The sequence below is a fragment of the Pseudomonas karstica genome (genome assembly GCF_009707515.1).
Taxonomy (GTDB): Bacteria; Pseudomonadota; Gammaproteobacteria; order Pseudomonadales; family Pseudomonadaceae; genus Aquipseudomonas; species Aquipseudomonas karstica.
In genome coordinates this window covers 41319-63759 of sequence record NZ_WLYI01000023.1, presented here as the reverse complement: position 1 = coordinate 63759, position 22441 = coordinate 41319, and the positions used below count along the sequence as shown (strand labels likewise).

At 58.8% G+C, this 22441-nt stretch carries 23 protein-coding genes; 14 read left to right on the top strand and 9 right to left on the bottom strand.

Features of this window, described 5'->3' with window-relative positions:
* Nucleotides 1-25: 25 nt before the first annotated feature.
* The 4 genes from GIR22_RS17170 to GIR22_RS17155 all read right to left on the bottom strand — a co-directional run bounded on the left by GIR22_RS17170 (nt 26) and on the right by GIR22_RS17155 (nt 2137).
* The gene (locus GIR22_RS17170; RefSeq protein WP_154744497.1) at nt 26-196 is read right to left on the bottom strand and encodes a hypothetical protein; all 171 of its coding nucleotides are present in this window, start codon (nt 194-196) and stop codon (nt 26-28) included.
* A gap of 158 nt (nt 197-354) precedes the next feature.
* Nucleotides 355-951 (bottom strand): superoxide dismutase, encoded by a 597-nt coding sequence (locus GIR22_RS17165; protein ID WP_094950838.1) that lies wholly within the window; start codon nt 949-951, stop codon nt 355-357.
* Nucleotides 952-1127: 176 nt separating this feature from the next.
* A complete protein-coding gene (locus GIR22_RS17160) occupies nt 1128-1730 on the bottom strand; it encodes a LysE/ArgO family amino acid transporter (protein WP_154744496.1) in 603 nt (200 codons plus the stop codon).
* A gap of 5 nt (nt 1731-1735) precedes the next feature.
* On the bottom strand, nt 1736-2137 hold the full coding sequence (locus GIR22_RS17155) for an ACT domain-containing protein (RefSeq protein ID WP_154744495.1): 402 nt from the start codon (nt 2135-2137) through the stop codon (nt 1736-1738).
* Between the two features lie 97 nt (nt 2138-2234).
* On the opposite strand from GIR22_RS17155, the gene GIR22_RS17150 reads away from it, so the two are divergent.
* The 10 genes from GIR22_RS17150 (at nt 2235) to GIR22_RS17105 (ending at nt 13491) form a co-directional block, all read left to right on the top strand.
* Nucleotides 2235-3128, top strand: coding sequence for a LysR family transcriptional regulator ArgP (locus GIR22_RS17150; RefSeq protein ID WP_154744494.1), 894 nt, complete (start codon nt 2235-2237; stop codon nt 3126-3128).
* 101 nt (nt 3129-3229) lie between these two features.
* Nucleotides 3230-4228 carry an NAD-dependent epimerase/dehydratase family protein gene (locus GIR22_RS17145; RefSeq protein WP_154744493.1) on the top strand — a complete coding sequence of 333 codons (999 nt, stop codon included), beginning with the start codon at nt 3230-3232 and terminating at the stop codon, nt 4226-4228.
* A gap of 128 nt (nt 4229-4356) precedes the next feature.
* Complete coding sequence (locus GIR22_RS17140; protein ID WP_154744492.1) at nt 4357-5184, top strand: BAR domain-containing protein; 828 nt, start codon at nt 4357-4359, stop codon at nt 5182-5184.
* Between the two features lie 134 nt (nt 5185-5318).
* Entirely contained in the window at nt 5319-6578 is a 1260-nt protein-coding gene (locus tag GIR22_RS17135; RefSeq protein ID WP_154744491.1) for a D-mannose isomerase, read from the top strand.
* A gap of 104 nt (nt 6579-6682) precedes the next feature.
* The gene (locus GIR22_RS17130; protein WP_154744490.1) at nt 6683-7969 is read left to right on the top strand and encodes an ABC transporter substrate-binding protein; all 1287 of its coding nucleotides are present in this window, start codon (nt 6683-6685) and stop codon (nt 7967-7969) included.
* Nucleotides 7970-8053: 84 nt separating this feature from the next.
* On the top strand, nt 8054-8962 hold the full coding sequence (locus GIR22_RS17125; RefSeq protein WP_154744489.1) for a carbohydrate ABC transporter permease: 909 nt from the start codon (nt 8054-8056) through the stop codon (nt 8960-8962).
* Nucleotides 8955-9800: a carbohydrate ABC transporter permease gene (locus GIR22_RS17120; RefSeq protein ID WP_154744488.1), complete on the top strand. Its 846-nt coding sequence runs from the start codon at nt 8955-8957 to the stop codon at nt 9798-9800. The genes GIR22_RS17125 and GIR22_RS17120 overlap by 8 nt, the downstream gene beginning before the upstream one ends.
* A 2-nt stretch (nt 9801-9802) precedes the next feature.
* On the top strand, nt 9803-10963 hold the full coding sequence (locus tag GIR22_RS17115; protein ID WP_154744487.1) for an ABC transporter ATP-binding protein: 1161 nt from the start codon (nt 9803-9805) through the stop codon (nt 10961-10963).
* A 141-nt stretch (nt 10964-11104) separates the two neighbouring features.
* Nucleotides 11105-12454: a carbohydrate porin gene (locus GIR22_RS17110; protein ID WP_154744486.1), complete on the top strand. Its 1350-nt coding sequence runs from the start codon at nt 11105-11107 to the stop codon at nt 12452-12454.
* Between the two features lie 191 nt (nt 12455-12645).
* The gene (locus GIR22_RS17105) at nt 12646-13491 is read left to right on the top strand and encodes a D-hexose-6-phosphate mutarotase (protein ID WP_154744485.1); all 846 of its coding nucleotides are present in this window, start codon (nt 12646-12648) and stop codon (nt 13489-13491) included.
* A 91-nt stretch (nt 13492-13582) separates the two neighbouring features.
* On the opposite strand, the gene GIR22_RS17100 is transcribed toward GIR22_RS17105, so the two are convergent.
* Complete coding sequence (locus tag GIR22_RS17100; RefSeq protein ID WP_178122326.1) at nt 13583-14443, bottom strand: transcriptional regulator HexR; 861 nt, start codon at nt 14441-14443, stop codon at nt 13583-13585.
* Nucleotides 14444-14662: 219 nt separating this feature from the next.
* On the opposite strand from GIR22_RS17100, the gene zwf reads away from it, so the two are divergent.
* From zwf to GIR22_RS17085, 3 genes are read left to right on the top strand one after another with little or no spacing between them, the layout of a single operon-like run.
* Complete coding sequence (gene zwf, locus GIR22_RS17095; RefSeq protein ID WP_154744483.1) at nt 14663-16129, top strand: glucose-6-phosphate dehydrogenase; 1467 nt, start codon at nt 14663-14665, stop codon at nt 16127-16129.
* Nucleotides 16116-16829, top strand: coding sequence for a 6-phosphogluconolactonase (gene pgl / locus GIR22_RS17090; RefSeq protein ID WP_154744482.1), 714 nt, complete (start codon nt 16116-16118; stop codon nt 16827-16829). The genes zwf and pgl overlap by 14 nt, the downstream gene beginning before the upstream one ends.
* A gap of 17 nt (nt 16830-16846) precedes the next feature.
* Nucleotides 16847-17512 (top strand): bifunctional 4-hydroxy-2-oxoglutarate aldolase/2-dehydro-3-deoxy-phosphogluconate aldolase, encoded by a 666-nt coding sequence (locus tag GIR22_RS17085; protein ID WP_154744481.1) that lies wholly within the window; start codon nt 16847-16849, stop codon nt 17510-17512.
* A 116-nt stretch (nt 17513-17628) separates the two neighbouring features.
* Here the strand turns inward: GIR22_RS17085 and GIR22_RS17080 are convergent, their stop codons facing one another.
* Both GIR22_RS17080 and GIR22_RS17075 read right to left on the bottom strand, forming a co-directional pair.
* Nucleotides 17629-18516, bottom strand: a complete 888-nt coding sequence (locus GIR22_RS17080; RefSeq protein ID WP_154744480.1) for a dihydrodipicolinate synthase family protein — start codon at nt 18514-18516, stop codon at nt 17629-17631.
* 25 nt (nt 18517-18541) lie between these two features.
* On the bottom strand, nt 18542-19324 hold the full coding sequence (locus GIR22_RS17075) for an aldolase (RefSeq protein WP_154744479.1): 783 nt from the start codon (nt 19322-19324) through the stop codon (nt 18542-18544).
* A gap of 159 nt (nt 19325-19483) precedes the next feature.
* On the opposite strand from GIR22_RS17075, the gene GIR22_RS17070 reads away from it, so the two are divergent.
* Nucleotides 19484-20023: a helix-turn-helix domain-containing protein gene (locus GIR22_RS17070; protein ID WP_154744478.1), complete on the top strand. Its 540-nt coding sequence runs from the start codon at nt 19484-19486 to the stop codon at nt 20021-20023.
* Between the two features lie 87 nt (nt 20024-20110).
* Here GIR22_RS17070 and GIR22_RS17065 read toward each other — a convergent pair whose 3' ends face one another.
* On the bottom strand, nt 20111-21127 hold the full coding sequence (locus tag GIR22_RS17065) for a DUF4917 family protein (RefSeq protein ID WP_154744477.1): 1017 nt from the start codon (nt 21125-21127) through the stop codon (nt 20111-20113).
* A gap of 138 nt (nt 21128-21265) precedes the next feature.
* On the bottom strand, nt 21266-22423 hold the full coding sequence (locus GIR22_RS17060; protein ID WP_154744476.1) for an MFS transporter: 1158 nt from the start codon (nt 22421-22423) through the stop codon (nt 21266-21268).
* Nucleotides 22424-22441: the final 18 nt, after the last annotated feature.

Sequence of the window (22441 nt, the reverse complement as noted above, 5' to 3'; positions counted from 1 at the left end):
TAGAACAGCAGGGCGCCGGGTGTTCTTAAAATGTTATTTGAGCCGGTGATTGTGACTGCTGATCTGCACCCGGCTTGGCTTGATCCATGACCGATTTCAGAGCACTGCCAGCCATGTCCATCGCCATCTGTGCGCCTTGCTGGATGATTGGCATCACGATCGGGGCAGCCATTGCCGCTATTGAAACTGGATCCATAGTAAAATCTCCGACATTAGCGAGAGGAGGATTCCTCCCTGTCCGTGGGTGGCATATTCCCATCGTTGAGTTCCGCTATTGCAGACCTGTTTTTCCAGTTTTTGTTCTTCCACAAAAAAGCCCGGCAATTGCCGGGCTCTTTCTACTGCAAGTGTGGCTTAAGCGGTGAAGGTCTTGCCTTCGAACTGCTCGGCAACGAACTTCCAGTTGACCAGGTTCCAGAACGCTTCCACATACTTGGGACGCACGTTGCGGTAGTCGATGTAGTAGGCGTGTTCCCATACGTCGCAGGTCAGCAGCGGGGTGTCGCCGCTGGTCAGCGGGTTGCCGGCGCCGATGGTGCTGGCCAGGGCCAGGGAACCGTCAGCTTTTTTCACCAGCCAGCCCCAACCGGAACCGAAGGTGCCGACGGAAGTCTTGGTGAACTCTTCCTTGAACTTGTCGAACGAACCGAACGCTGCGTTGATGGCATCGCCAAGTGCGCCAGTAGGTTGACCACCGGCGTTTGGCGCCAGGCAGTTCCAGTAGAACGTGTGGTTCCAGACCTGAGCGGCGTTGTTGAAGATACCGCCGGAGGAAGACTTGACGATTTCTTCCAGGGTCTTGCCTTCGAACTCGGTGCCTGGCACCAGGTTGTTCAGGTTCACGACATAGGTGTTGTGGTGCTTGTCGTGGTGGTATTCCAAGGTTTCCTTGGAAATGTGCGGCTGCAGGGCATCGTGTGCATAAGGCAGCGGCGGCAATTCGAAAGCCATGATGATTCTCCTAATCAGGTCAGTTGCGGTGAGCGCAAGGCCGATCACGGGCGGCCAGACAAGCGCCGGGGAGTTTGTACTCTTTGCGGCGCAGGGTCCGGATCATAGCATCTAAGGCTGCGGCAAAACCACGCAACAACTGTGTGGAATAGAGGTTCCAGAGCCTTTTGGAATATTCAACCTGCGCTTACCAATTGATAGGCCACGCTGAACATCATTACCGCCACCAACAGATCCAGCACCCGCCAGGTCGCCGGGCGTGCCAACCATGGTGCGAGCCAGGCGGCGCCGAGGGCCAGGGCGGAAAACCATAACAGTGAAGCGCTGGCGGCACCTGCGACGTAAGCGCCGGGTTCGGTTTGCTGGGCGCCCAGGGAACCGATCAGCAACACCGTGTCCAGATACACATGGGGATTGAGCAGCGTCACCGCCAAGGCACTGAGCAGCACCGCGCGCAACGAGCGAACCTTGTGGTGTTGTCCTTGCTCCAGGTGTTGCCGCGAACAGGCCCGGCGCAGGGCGAGGGCGCCGTACCACAGCAGGAATGCCGCGCCGCCCCAGCGGGCAACGGCCAGCAGTAGCGGACTATGAGCCAGCACCGTTGCCAGGCCAAACACCCCGGCGGCGACCAGGATGGCATCGCACACCACGCACAGTGCCGCCACCGGCAGGTGATGCTCCCGGCGCAGGCTTTGTGCCAGGACAAAGGCGTTTTGGGTACCGATAGCCATAATCAGCCCGAGGGCCACCAGCAGGCCATTCACATAACTTTGCCACATCGTCTTTACTCCGCGTTGGCTGCCAATTGGTGCAGAACATTCATGGCGCGTTCGGCATCGCCCCGGCCGACAAACAGGTGATCATGGTAATAACCGGCAATCACGTTGCAACTGATCCCCGCCTGGCCCAAGGCATTGGCGAAGGCCGCTGTCAGGCCGACCCCTTCCAAGGCGGAATGCACGTTCAAGGTGATCCAGGCGGCGATGTAGTCGTAGGTAAGCCCGGCCTGTTCAGCCTGTTGACGCTCGACAATCAGCGTCAGGCCTTCTTGTTCACGAAAACTGCCGATCACCTCGCAACCGTCCGGGATGCGGTAGTCGGGCAGGGTGCAAAACACATATTCGCCAGCGTTGAGGTGCGGGCTCATGCTGCGCAGCAGCGTTGCCAGAGCGGTTTCACCAGCCATGGGGGATCCTTGAAAATGGAGAAGCGATGCTGGCTATTCTTGGGGTTGAAGCTGTATAAGAAAAACCAATATTACTGATCGCTCATTAGGAAAACTGATGTTCGACTATAAGTTGCTGGCCGCCTTGGCGGCAGTCGTGGAACAGGCCGGGTTTGAACGGGGCGCTCAAGTGCTCGGGGTTTCCCAATCGGCCATCTCCCAACGCATCAAATTGCTGGAAGCCCGGATCGGCCAGCCGGTGCTGGTACGGGCAACGCCGCCGACCCCGACGGACATTGGCCGGCGGTTGCTCAACCATGTCCAGCAAGTGCGGCTGCTGGAGCGCGACCTGCAAAGCCAGGTCCCGGCGCTGGATGAAGAGGGCATGCCGGAGCGTCTGCGCATTGCGCTGAATGCCGATAGCCTGGCCACTTGGTGGGCCGAGGCGGTAAGCGAGTTTTGCGCCGAGCAGCACCTGCTGCTGGATTTGGTGGTGGAGGACCAGACCGTTGGACTCAAGCGCATGCGGGCCGGTGAAGTGGCGGCGTGTATCTGTGCCAGCGAGCGACCTGTCGCCGGTGCCCGCAGCTTGCTGCTGGGGGCGATGCGTTATCGGGCGCTGGCGAGCCCTGGGTTTATCGCTCGGCACTTTCCAGAGGGCGTACGTGCCGATCGTGTAGCGCATACCCCGGCGCTGGTGTTCGGTCCCGATGATTTCCTGCAGCATCGCTACCTGGCATCCCTGGGCGTCGACGGTGGTTTCGAGCATCATTTATGCCCGTCATCCGAAGGCTTCATGCGCTTGGTAGAGGCCGGATTGGGCTGGGGACTGGTGCCCGAACTACAGGTGCGTGATCAACTTGAACGGGGTGTCCTGGTGGAGTTGTTGCCAGATAAATCGATCGATGTGCCACTGTACTGGCATCATTGGCGCAGTGGTGGGCAATTGCTCGGGTTGCTGACCGAGCACCTGGCGCGGGCAACGGGCCAATGGCTGGTGCCGTATCCGTAGCGCCAAGCGTCAAGCTACAAGCTGCAAGAGAAGCGCTTGCAGACCGTATTCAACTGGCAGCTTGAGGCTTGAAGCTTGTGGCTGCATCTGTAGGAGTCTGCATGAAAATTCTGGTCACTGGCGCAAGCGGCTTTATCGGCGGGCGTTTTGCGCGCTTTGCCCTGGAGCAGGGCCTGGATGTACGGGTCAACGGGCGGCGGGCCGAAAGTGTCGAGCACCTGGTACGACGCGGCGCCGAGTTTATCCAGGGCGACTTGAGTGATCCGGACCTGGTGCGCCACCTGTGTCGCGATGTCGAGGCAGTGGTGCATTGTGCAGGTGCCGTGGGGCTGTGGGGGCGTTATCAGGACTTCCACCAGGGCAATGTGCTGGTGACCGAAAACGTCGTTGAGGCCTGTCTCAAGCGGCGGGTCGGGCGTCTGGTGCATCTGTCGTCACCGTCGATCTACTTCGATGGCCGCGATCACCAGGGGTTGACCGAAGAGCAAGTACCCAAGCGCTTCAAGCATCCGTATGCGGCCACTAAATACCTGGCGGAACAGAAAGTCTTCGGTGCCCAGGAGTTTGGCCTCGAAGTACTGGCCCTGCGGCCACGGTTTGTCACTGGTGCCGGCGATATGAGCATCTTCCCTCGGCTATTGAGAATGCAGCGCAAGAATCGCCTGGCAATCGTTGGCGATGGTTTGAACAAGGTCGATTTCACCAGCGTGCACAACCTCAACGAGGCGTTGCTCAGCAGCTTGCTGGCCACGGGCTCCGCCTTGGGCAAGGCCTACAACATCAGTAACGGCACCCCGGTGCCGATATGGGATGTGGTGAATTATGTGATGCGGCAAATGGAAATGCCCCAGGTCACACGTTACCGTTCCTATGGCTTGTCCTACAGCGTTGCGGCGCTCAACGAAGCGTTCTGTGCGATGTGGCCAGGGCGGCCGGAGCCCTCCCTGTCCAGGCTGGGCATGCAGGTGATGAACAAAGATTTTACCCTCGATATCAGCCGCGCCCGGCATTATCTCGATTACCAGCCCAAGGTCAGTCTGTGGACGGCCCTCGACGAGTTCTGCAGTTGGTGGAAGGCCCAGGATGGGCTGCTTAAATAGAACCGACAAATGGCCTGTGACACACCGGGAACCGAACTTCCGGTTCCGGGTCGATCAGTGCGATAGGCAAGGGGGTTATACTCAGCCCCCAGTTTTCATGTGGCTACTTCACGGTTTAAGGTTGATTCATGCGTAACGATGCTAACGACGACTTCGACAACGTTCCCAGCTTGCGTGCGGACACCGGGAGTGATGATGATTTTGAGCCGGCCGCCGCCACGTCCGTGCGCTCCCGGCCAGCGCCAATCGTTAAGGTCAAGAGCGCCAGCACCGGGCCGTTGTGGGCGTTGGTTGGGGCTTTGCTGTTTGCCTTCGCCGGGCTTGCCTGGTGGAGCTTCCAGCAGATTTCCCTGATGGGCCAGCAATTGGTGGCGACCCAGGAAAGCTTTGCGCGTATCAGTGAAGAAGCGGCCGGGCGCCTGCAGGACATTTCCGGCAAGGTGGTGGCTAGCGAGGCCAGCGTCAATAACGGCAGTGAGGCGCTGAAATTGCAGATCAAACAGTTGGAAACCCAATTGCTGGAGCAGGGCAAACAGCAGTTGGGCGTGGCCGGCCAGGCCACCGACCTGGATAACCGGCTGGCGCAAATGACTGCCAGTACCACCGAATTGACTGCTTTCAATACACAGGTGCAAGGGCAGGTGCAGGCCCTGACGGAGGCTGTGGCAGCGCTCAAGGCGGCACAAGCCGATGCCGGCAAGCGCGATGCGGAATTCAAGGAACTGTCCGCTGATGTGGTGGCCTTGAAGAAGCAGGGTAACCCGGCGGCGGCCCTTGCCCGTCTGGAGCAGGACCTGCTGGTGCTCAAGAGCGAGCAGGACAATCGCCAGGCCACCGCTGACGGTCCGACTACCAAGGAGTTCGATGTGTTCCGCATCCAGACCACCCGCAATGTCACTACTTTGCAAAGCCAGGTGCAGAACCTGCAACGGCAGATCAGCGGGACAAACCGATAGGGCAGGAGCACGCGCGCTCCTGCAGATACCTCCAATGTCACCATCTGGTGACATTTCCCATCTCCTTCGTTACTTGCCCTCGTGCAGCCCTTGTTTAGACTCCTGTCATCCCATAAAAACAAATAGGGCTCACCATGACCACGCAACCGCTGCCTTCCAGCAGTTGGCTGAACGCACCTGCCCATCACACTTGGCTGGCCACCGAAGGCCAGCGCCTGCTGTCGTTCGCCAAGGCTTCGAAGCTCCCTGACGGTTTTGGCAATTTGGATGAGCAGGGTCGCCTGCCCGCCACTGCCATCGCCGAAACCATGAACACTGCCCGCATGACCCACAGCTTCGCCATGGCCCACGCCCAGGGCCTGCCGGGCTATGCCGACCTGGTAGAACATGGCGTAGCGGCCCTCTGCGGTGCGCTGCGGGATGCTCGCCACGGCGGTTGGTTCGCGGCCCCTGATGCTTGTGATGGCAACACTGGCAAGGCGGCCTACCTTCACGCTTTTGTGGCCCTGGCCGCCAGTTCGGCGGTAGTGGCGGGCGCTCCGGGTGCGCAAACCCTGTTGAATGACGCCATCCATATCATCGACCAGTATTTCTGGAATGAAGAGGAGGGCGCGATGCTCGAATCTTTTGCCCAGGATTGGACCGGCGTAGAGGCTTATCGTGGCGCCAACAGCAACATGCACGCCACCGAGGCTTTCCTCGCCCTGGCGGATGTCACCGGCGACACTCGCTGGCTCGATCGTGCGCTGCGTATCGTTGAGCGCGTGATCCACACCCACGCCGCCGATAACCAATTCATGGTGATCGAACACTTCGACCGCAACTGGCAACCCTTGCGCGAATACAACGAGGACAACCCGGCCGACGGCTTTCGTCCTTATGGCATTACCCCCGGCCATGGCTTCGAATGGGCCCGGCTGGTGCTGCACCTTGAAGCTGCGCGCGAGCAAGCTGGCCTTGTGACGCCCCAGTGGCTGGTGACCGACGCCAAGGGGCTATTTGCCAGCGCCTGCGATTATGGCTGGGCGGTAGATGGCGCTCCCGGCCTTGTCTATACCCTCGACTGGAACCAGCGCCCGGTGGTTCGCGAGCGCCTGCACTGGACGCACGCCGAAGCCAGTGCGGCGGCCCAGGCTCTGCTTAAACGCAGTGGTGAATGGCATTTTGAGGTCTGGTACAGGCGTTTCTGGGAGTTTTGCGAGACCCATTTCATCGACCGCGGCCAGGGCAGTTGGCATCACGAACTGAGCCCGAGCAACCAGCCCGGCAACAGAATATGGAAGGGCAAACCGGACCTGTACCATGCCTGGCAAGCGGTGCTGCTGCCTGGCCTGCCTTTATCCCCCAGCATGGCCAGCGCCTTGGGCGCGGGGCGCTATGTAACCACCTGGTGACATTTGTACGTCCCTTTGTTACCTGCACCTCAAAAATCCCTGTTTAAACTCCGTGCAGCGCAAGCTCTAGACTTGCATGCATAACAACAAGAAAAGGTATTCAGATGAATGCGATTAATCGCCTCGCCGTAGCTATTTCCATTGCCTCGTTGTTTCCCCTCAGTGCGTTTGCCGCCGACTCGAAAGGGACGGTTGAAGTTGTGCATTGGTGGACCTCGGGTGGTGAGAAGGCGGCCGTAGATGTCCTGAAGGCCCAAGTTGAAAAAGACGGTTTCACCTGGAAAGACGGTGCTGTTGCCGGTGGCGGTGGTTCCACTGCCATGACTGTGCTGAAAAGCCGTGCGGTTGCCGGCAACCCGCCAGGTGTTGCCCAAATCAAAGGCCCGGACATCCAGGAGTGGGCGTCGACCGGGCTGCTCGATACCGATGTCTTGAAGGACGTTGCCAAGCAAGAAAAGTGGGACAGTCTGCTCGACAAGAAGGTCTCCGACACCGTCAAGTACGAAGGTGACTACGTGGCCGTGCCGGTGAACATCCACCGCGTCAACTGGTTGTGGATCAACCCGGAAGTCTTCAAGAAAGCCGGTATCACCAAGAACCCAACCACCCTCCAGGAATTCTACGCAGCCGGCGACAAGCTCAAGGCCGCGGGCTTCATTGCACTCGCCCACGGTGGACAGCCTTGGCAGGACAGCACCGTTTTCGAAGCCGTCGTGCTCTCTGTCATGGGAGTCGATGGCTACAAGAAGGCCTTGGTGGACCTGGACAACGCTACCCTGACCGGTCCTGAAATGGTCAAGGCGCTGACCGAACTGAAGAAAGTCGCGACCTATATGGATGTTGACGGCAAGGGCCAGGACTGGAACCTGGAAGCGGCCAAGGTCATCAACGGCAAGGCCGGCATGCAAATCATGGGTGACTGGGCCAAGAGCGAGTGGACAGCCGCCAAGAAAGTCGCAGGCAAGGACTACGAGTGCGTAGCCTTCCCGGGTACCGACAAAGCCTTCACCTACAACATCGACTCCCTGGCAGTGTTCAAGCAGAAAGACAAAGGCACTTCGGCCGGTCAGCAAGACATTGCCAAAGTCGTTTTGGGTGAGAACTTCCAGAAGGTCTTCAGCATCAACAAAGGTTCGATCCCGGTTCGCAATGACATGCTGAACGACATGGGCAAGTACGGTTTCGACTCCTGCGCCCAGACCGCCGCCAAGGATTTCCTGACGGATGCCAAGACCGGTGGCCTGCAACCGAGCATGGCGCACAACATGGCGACCACGCTGGCGGTACAGGGTGCATTCTTTGATGTCGTGACCAACTTCATCAACGACCCGAAAGCCGATCCTGCTGACACCGCCAAGCAACTTGGCGCAGCGATCAAGTCTGCCAAGTAACGCTTGGCATCGCGGGCCCTTATGGGAGCGACTGCTCCCATAAGGCGTGCCCTGTAGTCTTATTTTCCTGTACTGGATTTCCCCATGAGTTCTGTTGCTGTGTTCAGCAAAGCCTCGCCGTTCGATGCACTGCAGCGCTGGCTACCCAAACTGGTGCTGGCGCCCAGCATGTTCATCGTCCTGGTGGGCTTCTATGGCTATATCCTGTGGACGTTCGTTCTGTCGTTTACTACCTCGACTTTTTTGCCCTCCTACAAATGGGCGGGCCTTGCGCAATACGCACGGTTGCTCGAGAACGATCGCTGGTGGGTCGCGAGCAAGAACCTGGCGGTTTTCGGCGGCATGTTCATTGGCATCACCCTGGTGATCGGTGTATTGCTGGCGGTATTCCTCGACCAGCGCATCCGTCGCGAAGGCTTTATTCGTACCATTTACCTGTACCCGATGGCGCTCTCGATGATCGTCACCGGTACTGCCTGGAAATGGTTGCTCAATCCAGGCATGGGCCTGGATAAATTGCTGCGTGACTGGGGCTGGGAAGGCTTTCGCCTGGACTGGCTGATAGACCCTGACCGCGTGGTGTATTGCCTGGTGATTGCGGCGGTATGGCAAGCTTCGGGCTTTATCATGGCGATGTTTCTTGCCGGCCTGCGTGGCGTTGATCAATCGATTATTCGTGCCGCCCAGATCGACGGTGCGAGCATGCCGCGTATCTACTGGAGCGTGGTGCTGCCAAGCCTGCGCCCGGTGTTCTTCAGCGCCGTGATGATCCTGGCGCACATCGCGATCAAGAGTTTCGACCTGGTGGCGGCGATGACCGCCGGTGGCCCGGGCTACTCGTCCGACCTGCCAGCGATGTTCATGTACTCCTTCACCTTCAGTCGTGGCCAGATGGGCATGGGCTCGGCCAGTGCGATTCTGATGCTGGGTGCGATCCTCGCGATCATTGTGCCTTACCTGTACTCCGAGCTGAGGACCAAGCGTCATGACTAGTCTCGCCTCCAAACCTTCCATCAGCCTGAGTCGCATCGCGATCTACGCGGTGCTGATCCTTGCCGTGCTGCTGTATCTGGTGCCGTTGGTGGTCATGCTGTTGACCAGCTTCAAGACCCCGGAAGACATCAATACCGGCAACCTGCTGAGCTGGCCTACGGTGGTCACCGGTATCGGCTGGGTCAAAGCTTGGGCCACGGTCGACGGCTATTTCTGGAACTCGATCAAGATCACCGTCCCGGCGGTACTGATCTCCACCGCTATCGGCGCGCTCAACGGCTACGTGCTGTCGATGTGGCGCTTTCGAGGTTCGCAGCTGTTCTTCGGCCTGTTGCTGTTCGGCTGCTTCCTGCCGTTCCAGACTGTCCTTCTGCCGGCCTCGTTCACCCTGGGCAAAATGGGCCTGGCCAGCACCACCACTGGCCTGGTGTTCATCCATGTGGTTTACGGACTGGCGTTCACCACGCTGTTCTTCCGTAACTACTACGTCAGCATTCCCGATGCGCTGGTAAAAGCGGCGCGCCTTGATGGTGCGGGGTTCTTCACTATCTTCCGGCGGATCATTTTGCCGATGTCGACCCCGATCATCATGGTGTGCCTGATCTGGCAGTTCACACAGATCTGGAACGACTTCCTGTTCGGCGTGGTGTTCTCCAGTGGCGATTCCCAGCCCATTACGGTGGCATTGAACAACCTGGTCAACACCAGCACCGGGGCCAAGGAATACAACGTGGATATGGCGGCGGCGATGATCGCCGGGCTGCCGACCCTGTTGGTCTATGTGATCGCAGGCAAGTATTTCGTGCGCGGGCTGACGGCCGGCGCAGTCAAGGGGTAATCATGGCAACGCTCGAACTTCGCAATGTAAACAAGACTTATGGCGCCGGCTTGCCGGACACCTTGAAGAACATTGAACTGTCGATCAAGGAGGGGGAGTTCCTGATCCTGGTAGGGCCTTCGGGATGTGGCAAGTCGACCTTGATGAACTGTATCGCCGGCCTTGAGACCATCACCGGCGGTGCGATCATGATCGGTGACCAGGATGTCAGTGGCATGAGTCCCAAGGATCGCGACATCGCGATGGTGTTCCAGTCCTACGCGCTGTACCCGACCATGAGCGTGCGCGAGAACATTGAGTTCGGTCTGAAAATCCGCAAGATGAGCCAGTCGGCCATCGACGAGGAAGTGGAGCGGGTCGCCAAGTTGCTGCAGATCGAGCACTTGCTCAATCGCAAGCCGGGCCAGCTCTCGGGCGGCCAGCAGCAGCGGGTGGCGATGGGGCGTGCGCTGGCGCGTCGGCCGAAGATCTACCTGTTCGACGAACCGCTGTCCAACCTCGACGCCAAGCTGCGGGTCGAGATGCGCACCGAAATGAAACTGATGCACCAGCGCCTGAAAACCACGACGGTCTATGTGACGCACGATCAGATCGAAGCCATGACCCTGGGGGATAAAGTGGCGGTGATGAAGGACGGGATCATTCAGCAGTTCGGTACGCCGAAGCAGATCTACAACGATCCGGCCAACCTGTTCGTCGCCAGCTTTATTGGCTCGCCGCCGATGAACTTCATTCCCTTGCGCCTGCAACGCAAGGACGGTCGTCTACTGGCCTTGCTGGACAGCGGCCAGGCGCGTTGTGAGTTGCCAATGAGCATGGACGAGGCCGGTCTTGAAGACCGCGAGGTCATTCTTGGCCTGCGCCCGGAGCAGATCGTATTGGCGTCCGGTGAGGTGAGCGACATGCCGACCATTCGTGCCGAGGTCCAGGTGACCGAGCCGACCGGTCCCGACACGCTGGTCTTTGTCACACTCAACGACAGTAAGGTCTGTTGCCGCCTGGCCCCCGATGTGGCACCGCAGGTGGGGGAGACCCTGACCTTGCAGTTCGACCCCACCAAGGTGTTACTGTTCGACGCCAAGACCGGTGAGCGCCTGGGCACAGCTGCAGCATTGTCGGCCAAGGATCGTGTCGACAACGTGGCCCGGTTCAAGGGGCGCTGAAGATTTATTTGTATTGTAGGAGCGAGGCGTCCGCCTCGCTCCTACAGGCAATGCATGCGACTTAAGTTGTTGTTTCAGGTAAAAAATGTAACCCGCGTTAGATAAAAACAGTTTAATAACAATAAAGACGAGGATGTACGGATGAAAAAGCAACACAACAACACCCGGTTGATCTGCCAGCTTTCAGCGGTGGCAGCACTGGTCTTGTCCGCCAATGCGATGGCGGACGAGGCCTTCAGCGCCGATTCCAAATGGATGACTGGCGATTGGGGCGGTGAGCGGACCAAGCTGATCGAGCAAGGTATCGACATCAAGGCGGATTACGTCGGTGAAATGGGCGCCAATCTGCACGGCGGCTACAACGACGACAAGACCGGTCGTTACGCTGACCAGTTTGGTCTCGGCGTGGCCCTGGACCTGCAAAAACTCTGGGGTTGGGATAACACCCAGGCCAAGATCCAGCTCACCAATCGTAACGGCCACAACATCTCCAACGACCGCGTTGGCGATCCGCGTGCCGGCACCCTGAGCTCCTCCCAGGAAGTCTGGGGCCGTGGCCACATGGTGCGTCTGACCCAATTGTGGATTCAGCACCAGTTCCTCGACGGCAAGCTGGACGTCAAGGCCGGTTACTTCGGCGAAGGCGAAGACTTCAACACCTTCCCATGTGAGTTCCAGAACCTGGCGTTCTGCGGTTCCCAAGTGGGTAACTGGGCCACCAACATCTGGTACAACTGGCCAGTCAGCCAGGCCGCGTTGCGCGTGAAATACCACATCAACCCTGAGTTGTATGCGCAGATCGGCGCGTACAACCAGAACCCGTCGCAGACCGAGCACGGCAATGGCTTCAAGCTCAGCGGCAGCGGGACCAAGGGTACCGTCATCCCGGTCGAACTGGTCTGGTCGCCGAAGGTCAACAACCTGCCGGGCGAGTACCGTGTGGGTTACTACAAAAGTACCGCCAACGCCGATGACGTCCGTGAGGACGTCAATGGTGGTGATGCAGCAACCACCGGCGCCGACTATCGCTCCCACGATAGCAAGAGCGGCTACTGGTTCGTGGCTCAGCAGCAACTCACCAGCCACAACGGCGATGCTTCCCGCGGCCTGAACATCGCAGCCAACGCCACCTTCCACGACAAGGACACCAACGTCGTCGACAACTATCAGTCGCTGATGTTTGTGTACAAGGGGCCATTCAACGCACGTCCCAAGGATGACATCGGTATCGGCTTCTCGCGTATCCATGTCAACGATGATGTGAAGAAAAACGCCCAGTTGGCCAACGCCGTCATTGGTGTGGGTGATTACGACAACCCGCTGTACTCGCCGCTGCGTGACACCGAGTACAACTACGAACTCAACTACGGCTTCCACGTCACCAACTGGCTGACCGTGCGTCCGAACCTGCAATACATCACCCATCCGGGTGGCGTGGAACAAGTCGACAACGCCTTGGTCGCCGGCCTGAAAATTCAGTCGGTGTTCTAACGCTGTTGCGATAAGCTCCCTCCCTCTGTGCGCATTTTGCGGATGGCCTTGGCTATCCGCTTTTTTTTGTGTGGGGCAGGCATGACCGTCGCCGTACCGCTGCGATAGCATCACCCCGGTTTGCTTGAAGTACCCAGTTGCCTGCATCGCTGGCAAGCCAGCTCTTACATTGATTTTCAGGACCGTGGCACATGCATGAGCATCCGTTGCAACGCTTTTTCAAATCCCTGCGCCCGCGCCCGGTATTTGCCTGGGAGCGCTTTCAGATGCGCGACGTGTTGGTGATCGATCATCCGCTGTGCCAGGCGGTGTTCAGTCGCCAGGGTGCGCAATTGTTGCACTTCCAGCCCAAAGGCCAGAAACCCTGGTTATGGTGTGCAGCCAAGTGGCCGCAAGTAGGTGCCATCCGTGGCGGCGTGCCAGTGTGCTGGCCGTGGTATGGCCGCCACCCCAGTGAAAATGCCTGGCCATCTCATGGTTGGGCGCGACTGATCGATTGGAAACTGCTGGAGAGCAGCACCGATGATGACGGCGTGCGCTTGCATTGGCAGTTGCAGCTGTGTGACTGGCAAGTGGACTTGCATGCGCATTTGGGCGAGGGCCTGGAGTTGCGCTTGGGTACTGAGCACCAGGATGAATTGCCTTGCCAACTGAGCCATGCTTTGCACGCTTATTGGCGTATCGGTCATGTCGGCGAGATAGCGCTGTCTGGGCTGGACGGGGCACAGGGTTACGATCAGTTGAGCCGCCAGAGCTGCCAGCAGGAAGGTGAGCTGAGGGTCGATGGCGGCTGCCAACGAGTGTTTCAGCACGAGGGCGAATTGCAGCTCAAGGACCACGCTTGGCAGCGAGAGCTGTGCATCGACACCGGCGACAGTGCCAACACCGTGGTATGGCATCCGGGCAGCCGGCCACTATTGGGCGTGAGCTTTAACGAGGCATCGGGATTTGTCTGTGTCGAGTCGGCGATGGCAGGTGCCAGCCTGGCGCCGGGGGAGAGGGCACATTTGAGTTTGCAGGCGCGGGCGGGGGCTTGAGTGCCGCTGATCTTCTGTAGCCGCTGTCGAGGCACGAGGCTGCGATGGTTGTAGCCGCTGTCGAGGAACGAGGCTACAACGCGGCTACAACCTAGTTGAACTCATCCCCAACCGGATACCGGCTGTCATTCAAACTCTCTTTGATCTTGCGCAAATGCGGTTGGAAATCCACGCCACGACGCAAGGTCATGCCGGTGGCCAGCACATCCAGCACCGTCAACTGAATGATCCGGGAGGTCATCGGCATGTAGATGTCGGTGTCTTCCGGCAGCGGGATGTTCAGGCTCACCGTACTGGCCTTGGCCAGTGGCGAGTTCTCGGCGGTTACGCCCAGCACCGACGCACCATTTTCCCGAGCAATACGCGCCACTTCCACTAGCTCGCGGGTACGGCCGGTGTAGGAAATGATCACGAACAACTCCCCGGTATGCGCCACCGAAGCAATCATCCGCTGCATCAGCACATCGGCGTGGGCCGTGACGGCAAGGTTGAAGCGGAAAAACTTGTGCAGGGCATCCATGGCCACCGGCGCCGAAGCCCCGAGGCCGAAGAAGTGAATTTGCCGCGCCTGGATCAGCAGATCCACGGCTTTGCTGATCAAGTTCGGGTCCAGGGCCTGGCAGGCGCTGTCCAGGGAGGCAATGGCACTGCCAAAGATCTTCTGGGTGTAGGCTTCAGGGTTATCATCGGCCTCCACCGCACGGCTGACATACGCCGCGCCGCTGGCCAAACTTTGCGCCAGCTGCAATTTCAGTTCAGGGTAACCACTGACGCCGAACGAGCGGCAGAAGCGGTTGACCGTGGGTTCGCTCACCGAAGCGGCTTGAGCGAGGGCGGCGATAGAGAAGCGGGTAGCCTGCTGTGGATTGAGCAGGATGACCTCGGCGACTTTTCGTTCAGCCTTGTTCAGTTCTTCGAGGCGTTTCTGGATCTGCTCCAGAAGATTTCGCACGCGGTCCATTCAGTCTTTCCTTCGGGCGACGATGCAAATAAGGGCTGTCTACCAATCGACGAGTGGCCCTTTACGGTGGCCTATCCTACTGAGGGTAGTTCAACACCACCACTCGGAATGCGTATTTCGGTAAAATGTTGTGGTTATTACTACATTTTTCCTTGAGTGATGCCTTGAAAAAAGGTATTTGTAGCTTAACTTGATAAAAGAACAAACATCATGCCTTTGATAACCGTAGAACCCTGCACCTTTGCCCTGTTTGGCGCCTTGGGTGATCTGGCGCTGCGCAAGTTATTTCCTGCCCTCTATCAACTCGATGGCGCCGGGCTCTTGCACGACGACACCCGCATCCTGGCCCTGGCCCGTGAAGCCGGGTCCGAGCAACAGCACCTGGCTTATATCGAGAAAGAATTACGCAAATACGTGGGCCAGGAGCTGGATGAAACCGTCGCCCAGCGCTTCCTGGCGCGCCTGAGCTACCTGCACGTCGACTTCATGAAAGCCGATGACTACGTTGCCCTGGCCGAAAAAGCCGGCAGCGAGCAGCGCCTGATCGCTTACTTTGCTACCCCGGCGGCCGTATACGGTGCGATCTGCGAAAACCTGTCCAAGGTTGGCCTGGCAGAAAATACCCGGGTGGTCCTGGAAAAACCCATTGGCTCGGACCTGGAGTCTTCGCGCAAGGTCAACGATGCCGTGGCGCAGTTTTTTCCGGAAAACCGTACCTACCGCATCGACCATTACCTGGGCAAAGAGACCGTCCAGAACCTGATCGCCCTGCGATTTGCCAACAGCCTGTTCGAAACCCAATGGAACCAGAACTACATCTCCCACGTGGAAATTACCGTGGCCGAGAAGGTCGGGATCGAAGGCCGCTGGGGTTATTTCGACAAGGCCGGGCAGTTGCGGGACATGATCCAGAATCACCTGCTGCAACTGCTTTGCCTGATCGCCATGGACCCGCCCGCCGACTTGTCCGCTGACAGTATCCGTGACGAGAAGGTCAAGGTGCTCAAGGCGTTGGCGCCCATTAGCCCGGAAGGCCTGACCACCCAAGTGGTCCGCGGCCAGTACATCGCCGGCTACAGCGCTGGCAAACCGGTGCCGGGTTATCTCGAAGAAGAGAACTCCAACACCCAGAGCGACACTGAAACCTTCGTCGCCCTGCGTGCCGATATTCGCAACTGGCGTTGGGCCGGCGTGCCGTTCTACCTGCGCACCGGCAAGCGCATGCCGCAAAAGCTGTCGCAGATCGTCATCCATTTCAAGGAGCCGTCCCACTACATCTTCGCCCCCGAGCAGCGCTTGCAGATCAGCAACAAACTGATCATTCGCTTGCAACCGGACGAAGGTATTTCCTTGCGAGTGATGACCAAGGAGCAGGGCCTGGACAAGGGCATGCAACTGCGCAGCGGGCCATTGCAATTGAATTTTTCCGATACCTATCGCAGTGCGCGGATTCCCGATGCCTACGAACGGTTGTTGCTGGAAGTGATGCGTGGCAATCAGAACCTGTTTGTCCGTAAAGATGAAATCGAAGCCGCGTGGAAGTGGTGTGACCAGTTGATTGCCGGCTGGAAAAAATCCGGTGATGCGCCCAAGCCGTATGCGGCGGGTTCCTGGGGGCCGATGAGCTCCATTGCACTGATCACGCGGGATGGGAGGTCGTGGTATGGCGATATCTGAATTGAAACTGCCTCAGGGTGTCAGCGCCCATGAGTATCGTACGCCGGCCTTGCTGGCGGACGGCTTGGCCAATGACGTGGCCGAACAGCTACGCGCTGCCATCAGCGCCCGCGGCGAAGCGGTCCTGGTGGTGTCCGGAGGCCGCAGCCCGGTGGCGTTTTTCCAGAACCTGGCGAAGCAAGGCCTGGATTGGTCCAAGGTGATCATCACCCTGGCCGACGAGCGCTGGGTGCCGGTGGAACATGCCGACAGCAACGCCGGCCTGCTGAAGAAATACCTGCTGCAAGGCCCGGCGGCCAAAGCCAGGTTCCTCAGCCTGTACAGCGCCAGCGCCAATCTGGAAGCAGCAGCCGAACAGGCCGATCGCCTGCTGGCCGAGTTGCCAGCCATTGATGTGCTGGTGCTGGGCATGGGCGACGATGGTCACACCGCCTCGCTGTTTCCCAACAGCCCGAACCTGAACGAAGCGTTGCAGCCCGATGCCAGTCGCCGTTGCTGGCCGATGCTGGCGCCGACCGTGCCCCATCAGCGCCTGACCATGAGTCGCGCCCTGCTGACCACGGCCAAGTACACCGTGCTGTCGATTTCCGGCAGCTCGAAACTCACTACCCTGAGCGAAGCGCTCGCCAGTGACGATGTTGCCGGCATGCCGGTTCGAGCGTTTTTGCAACCTACTTTAGAGATTTACTGGTGCCCATGAGCCAAGGATCAGCCGCGATGAAAAGCCCTCAACCTACCGTTTCCATGGCGGACAAAATTGCCTTGATCGACAGTCTCTGCGCCAAGGCGCGGATCTTGCCGGTGATCACTATTGCCCGCGAACAGGACATTTTGCCCTTGGCCGATGCCTTGGCCGCGGGTGGTTTGACGGCGTTGGAAGTGACCCTGCGTTCACAGTTCGGCCTCAAGGCCATCCAAGTGCTGCGCGAGCAGCGTCCGGAACTGTGCACTGGTGCTGGCACCGTGCTGGATCGCCATATGCTGGAAGCAGCGGAAGTGGCGGGTTCGCAATTTATCGTCACACCAGGCATTACCCGTGACCTGCTGGAAGCCTCGGTGCACAGTCAGATCCCGCTGCTGCCCGGCATCAGCAATGCCTCCGGCATCATGGAAGGCTACGGTCTGGGCTATCGGCGCTTCAAGCTGTTCCCGGCGGAAGTCAGCGGTGGCGTTGCTGCCATCAAGGCCTTGGGAGGCCCATTTGGCGAAGTGAAATTCTGCCCGACGGGTGGCGTGAGCCCGGCCAATATCAAGAGCTACATGGCGTTGAAAAACGTGATGTGCGTGGGCGGTAGCTGGATGCTTGATCCGCAGTGGATCAAGAACGGCGACTGGGCCCGCATCCAGGAAACCACCGCCGAGGCACTGGCGTTGCTGGACTGATTGGAATTACCGAATCGTTGTTGCTGTGTTCTACGGCTTTTGCGGTGCACTTGGTCGGTGCACCGCTTTTTTTTGCCTGGTGAAACCTCAAGGTTAGCGCCGATCAAGTGTGGGGATTAACGCAATACGGTTAGCAGTTGTTGTAGCTGACTGCGCTGTGCCTCACCCAACGGGAACACCGGCAACCGTGGATTTCCCGCCTCCAATCCCACGAGCCGCAATCCCGCTTTGATCGTCGCCGGCAGGCCGCCCTTGAGAATGAACTCCAGCAATGGCAACTGGCGATAAAACAACGCCCGTGCCTTTGTCAGATCGTTGTCCAGCACTGCCTGGTACAAGTCCAGGTTGAGTTGTGGAATCAGGTTCGGCGCGGCGGTGCACCAGCCCTTGGCGCCGGCGGCAAACGCTTCCAGGGCCAGCGGGTTGCAACCATTGTAGAACGGCACCTGGCCGTCGCTCAGGCGCTGCAGTTGGTGCATGCGCTGGATGTCGCCGGTGCTCTCCTTGACCATGGTCACGTTGTCGACGTGCTTGAAGATCCGCAGGATCAAATCCACCGACATGTCGGTACCGCTGGTGGCCGGGTTGTTATAGAGCATGATCGGCACACCGACGCTATCGCCGATGGTTGCGTAGTGAGCGAGGATTTCCGCCTCGCTGAGTTTCCAGTAAGAGGCTGGCAGTACCATCACCACGTCCGCGCCATGGGCTTCGGCGAAGCGTGCGCGGCGCACGGCCTTGGCGGTGGTCAGGTCGGACACGCTGACGATGGTCGGCACGCGCTTGGCGACTTTTTGAATGCTGTAGGCGCTGATCTCATCCCACTCCGTATCGCTCAGGTAAGCGCCTTCGCCGGTGCTGCCCAGAGGGGCGATGGCGTGTACGCCGCTGTCGATCAAACGGTCAATGGAATGGCCCAGGGCATCGAGGTCAATGCGTTCGCCATCGGCGCTGAAAGGGCTGATGGTGTAGCCGATGATGCCGTGAATAGAGGGACTGGACATGGAAGGTCTCCGGTAAAAAGGGGGTTCAGTTCAGGCAGTCGGCGTGTTGACGCAGGTTCTGCCGAGCGTAGTAGTTGAACGCGGCGCCGTGGCGCTTGGGCTTGGAGATCCAGGCATGGGCCTCGCGCCCCAGGGCTGGCAGGATCGGCTTGATGGTGCCAGCCGACATCGCCAATAACTGCAACTTGGCCGCACGCTCGATCAACTGTGCGATTACGCAGGCTTCCTCGATGCTGGTCCCGGTGGACAGTTGGCCGTGGTGAGAAAGCAAAATGGCGCGCTTGTCCCCCAGGGCGGTGGTGATGATTTCCCCTTCTTCATTGCCTACGGGAATGCCGGGCCAGGCTTGCAGGAAGGCGCAATCTTCATACAGCGGGCAGAGGTCCATGTGGGACACCTGCAGCGGTACTTCCAGCATCGACAACGCGGCAATGTGGGTCGGGTGGGTGTGGATGATGCAGTTCACATCCGGCCGGCCACGGTAGACCCAGCTGTGAAAGCGGTTGGCCGGGTTGGGCATGCCATGGCCTTCAAGGACTTCCAAGTCTTTGTTGACCAGCAGCAGATTGCTGGCGGTGATCTCATCAAAACCCAGGCCCAGTTGCTGGGTGTAGTAGGTGCCAGGCTGCGGTCCGCGGGCGGTGATCTGGCCGGCAAGGCCGGAGTCATGGCCGTTCTCGAACAAGATACGGCAGGTCAACGCCAGCTTTTGCCGGTCGGTCCACGTATTATCCGCCAGGGTGTTTTGCATCTGGCTCAGCGCTTGCTTGACCAGTTGGTCTTTGGGGAGTGCTAATGTCTTGGCCATATCGGTGTCCTTTGGGTGATTCAATGGACGTCGGATTTGCTGGTCTCCCGCTGCTTGCAAGGTCGTAGGGGAACGCAAATGACACTTAAAATACTATATGACACAAAGTGTCATTGACAAGCGCTCCTCATCGCCTCTTTTATGGATTAACTGCTGCACATGTCTATCCGTTTGAAAATACTGAGAAAAAAACTTGGTGTGACCTTGGAGGCCCTGGCGCAAAAGTCCGGGATGACCAAGAGCTACCTATCGAAAGTCGAGCGCGGGCTCAATACGCCATCGATTGCTGCCGCACTGAAACTGGCCAAGGCGCTGAACGTGAAGGTCGAAGAACTGTTCAGCGAAGACAGCGTCAGCCTCGATAATTACAGCCTGGTGCGTAGTCACGAACGCCAGGCACTGTCCGGCACTGATGCGTCACCGGGTTACGCGGTTCTGGCTCATCAGGTCAGCGAGCGTAGCCTGTTACCGTTCATCATCTATCCGCCGGCCGAGTTCATCGACAAGACCTTCAAGGAGCATCTGGGGGAGGAGTTTCTGTTTGTCCATGAAGGCCGTGTGGAGGTGGATTTCATGAACGAACGGGTAATTCTGGAACGCGGGGATGCGCTGCACTTTAATGCGCAGAAACCCCATCGGATCAGGTCGGTAGGGGAGGTACAGGCGCAGTTGTTGGTGGTGGTGCACAGCAGCGAGTAGGAGCGAGCTTGCTCGCGAAAAACCTGAGGGCACCATTGGTGTCAGGCGTGAGCAAGCACTAGGCGTTTCCTCGCGCCTACAAAGAGCTCAACGTTCAACAGGGACCGATAGCGCCGGATTGCCCAACGCATGGCTGCGCGCCGCAAAAAACCGCAACTGCACGTCCATCCCTTCAAACAACCCTGCATAACGCCGTTTCTGCTGCCGGATGAAAGCTTCGCTACGACCAAACACTGAAATTGCCAGGGTCTTCACCCTGGCCTGGCGGATCGCCTGCACCAGATGAGTATCCTGCGGCCCCAGGTCATGGCCGAAGATGCACAGTGCGCCTTCATGGTTCAGCAACTGCTCGTAGCAGAACGATAGGTAATCCGAGCTGCGAATGGTCTTGAGCTTCTCCTCGACCTTGCCTTCGCTGACAAACAGCGGTACATCGTCCAAGGTCTTGATCGTATTGTTGATCGCAAAACTGCTCAGCAAGGTGCTGTCGGTGGTCGGCAATCTACGCGCTGTGCCATCCAGGTTGCGCACCAGGTGCAGGCCGCCATGCAGGTAGAGAATGCGTGTGGTGTCGCTGGCGGTATTACGCAGGTCAAAGCTGGCATCGGCATTGCGAAACAGGTCATCAATGCCTGGCACATGCAGGATCGACCAGTAGTTGAGCAGGTCATAATTACTGGTGAATACCGTGGAGTAGCTGGCCAGTTCCTGATGGATAGTCACCAACGTCGATGGCTGCACCAGGCGCCACGGGATATGCACGCCATGGATGGTGTTGATCAGCGCTTCCTTGATCGCGTAATAACGATTGCGCGGCGCCGCCGAGCTGATCGCCAAGGCCTTGTTGACCCTGCTGGTGGTTTTCAGCGCCCCCAGCACCTGCTCGAAACTGCGGGTTTGCATCGCCTCGAACACGCTCAGTTCGGACTGGCTCAATGGTTTTTCTTCCACGGTGCGGGCGTTCTCAAACAGCGAGTCGTAGGAAAAGTCTTCCCACACCGCGCGGCTGGCGCCGTTGCCGATCAGAATCCCATTGAAGGCAGTGCTGTCGCGCAAGGTGCTCCAGTCTTCAAGAGGGGCGTCAACATCCTGGAAATCCTTCATTGCGGCGGGTCTACTCAAAAGCGGCTGGGCGCTGACTTTATCATGAGCAGGGCTTGATCTTGATCAAGATGCCGCAGGCGGGGCAGGACAGTCTTTTAGCAATCAGCGTCAGCTTGAACAGATCTTTCGCAGCGGGTTTTAATCGGCTCGGGATCGGGCGACGCATAACAGTGCGCCGCCCGCCAGCGCTACACACAGCAGCGCCAGTGGCCAGGCCTGCTGGCTGGCCAGAAGGCTGGCTACGCCACCTATAGTCGCAGCCATCAACTGATGTATGAAACCGCTCAAGGCCATGGCGTAGGAGCCGCTCACCGGCGACCTGTCATTGGCCAGGGACAAGCTGATGGGATAACTCATCGACTGACCGAATACTGCCAGGCAATACGGCAGCCACAACAGGATCGCCAGACCGCCAGCGAACAAACTGCCGAGCAACATTGTCGCGCTGCCAATCATCACCAGCGCCATGCCCCAGCTCATCATCGACAGGCGCCCGATACGTGCGACGCAGCGATTGACCATCAGCGCGCCCGCCAAATAGGCGCCACTGATCGGCCAGCCCAGCAGCCCATATTGCGCCGCGCTCCACTCGAATCGCCCTTGCAGAATCAACGGTGCATAGGTGTTGAAGGCGATGATCACTCCATAACCCAAGCCGCCGATCAGGGCCGCCCGTAGAAACGCCGGATGACGCAGGATCGTGCCGTAGATTCGCCAAGCGGGCATTTGCCCGGAGGTTTTCACCCATACCGGGAAGGTTACCCACTGCAACGAAATCATCAACCCGATGGCCGCGAATGCCAGTCCATAAAAAATGGCTGCCCAACCGAACGCTACCTGTAGCAACGAGCCGATGAACTGGCCAATTCCCAAGGCGATCACAAAGGTCATTCCCAGCCACGATAACCCCTTGGCCAGTAGCGCACCGCTGAAGCTGTCGCGGATCAGTACCCTCGCCATCACCGAGACACCGCCTGCGCCCAGCCCCTGGATCAGCCGCAGTGAAAGGAAGGACTCAATGGTGTACGCCGATGGTATGGCCGCACTGGCCACGGCATACAGGCCCAGCGCCGTCAGCAACACCGGTTTCCTGCCCAGCCGCTCCCCGAGGCTGCCCCACAACAGCATCGGCAGCGCCATGCCGATCAGATACACCGCCAGTGCCAGCGCCACTTGATTTTCGGCGGCTGGCAAGGATTGGGCAATCGCCGGGACGGCGGGCAAATAACTGCTAATACCCACCTGGGACAGAAAGGCCGCGCTGCAGGCGATTGTCAGGGTTGTGGTGCTTTTCAAGAGCAGAACATCCTTTTT